Below are 1,091 nucleotides of genomic sequence, written 5' to 3' on the forward strand. Positions count from 1 at the left end.
AACTCATGTGACGGTTAACTCCATTGTTCGGGTTTGGCGGCGGCTGGTTCGTCAAGTGCCGCCGCGGGATAGGACCATTAGCTGTTATGTACCCTGGATTTTCTGTAGGTTTACTGCAAGTATCGCCGTCGTGAGTTTCCCTACATAGATCGCCTTGATGATGCCCCGGCGGCCGACGAAGATTGTCGTCGGCACCGCGAAACCGCCGGTTTTTTCGAAAAGCGTGGTCGACGGTGATTTCCTGCTGCCTGCCGGATCCGTCCATATCGGGTAGCTGACCGGCTGTTGCCCAAGAAACGCCTGAACCCGCGATGCCGGCTCGGCGAGATCGACGCCGACCAGTGCGAAATCTTTCTTGTCATCCGTGGTGTAGGTTCGGCTGAGAAGCGGCATCTCCTCGCGGCAAGGCAAGCACCAAGTAGCCCAGATATTGACGACTGCTGGCCCACCCCGCAGCGTGGCAAGGTTTGCCTGTCGCCCGTCGATAGTGACAAAGCCATAATGCGGTAGTTGGCTACCGATGTGAAGTTGATCGGCTGCCGCGAACCGCCCGAGCGTCGCCAGCGACGCGATATAGAAGGCTGATAGCGGCATGCCAATCGCACCGATCAGCCGCAACTCCGGTAGCGCCAGCCGCCGTCGCCAGGTCGCCCATCCGAGATAGCCGAGTGCAAAGACAAAACCGCCCCATACCGCATATCCCGTTTGCCAGACATAGAAGGCGCTGAGGAAATGGTCGCGATAGGCTTGAAAATTCTGGGCAACGTAGACGATACGGGCGCCAAGAACGCCGATTATAAAACTACGCTCAACATGAGCGCCGAGCGTACCCTCACGGCCAAACCATCGTCGGGTGCTCCAGTTGATAAGCCAGATCATCAGTACAGCAAACACCAACAATGCGAGGCGCGGTGTCTGTATCAGGAGCCCCCCGAGGCTGATAACGGGTGGCATCCTATTCGCCGTTAATCGCCGGTTTAACGAACCTCAAAGTCATGTCATCGGCGGGGCCGATAGCCTCATACTTGGCGCGATCCTTCGAACCCTGTGCCAGTGTCGGCGGCAAGTCGAAGACCGGTATATTACGGGGG

1 protein-coding gene is annotated in these 1,091 nt (G+C 57.7%); it reads right to left on the reverse strand.

All coding sequences use genetic code 11. The annotated features are described in order from the left end of the window. Positions 1-84: 84 nt before the first annotated feature. Positions 85-954 (reverse strand): TlpA disulfide reductase family protein, encoded by an 870-nt coding sequence (locus BUB54_RS19815; protein ID WP_048879156.1) that lies wholly within the window; start codon positions 952-954, stop codon positions 85-87. Positions 955-1,091 lie beyond the last annotated feature (137 nt).

The organism is Acidocella aminolytica 101 = DSM 11237 (genome assembly GCF_900129125.1).
Classification (GTDB): Bacteria; Pseudomonadota; Alphaproteobacteria; order Acetobacterales; family Acetobacteraceae; genus Acidocella; species Acidocella aminolytica.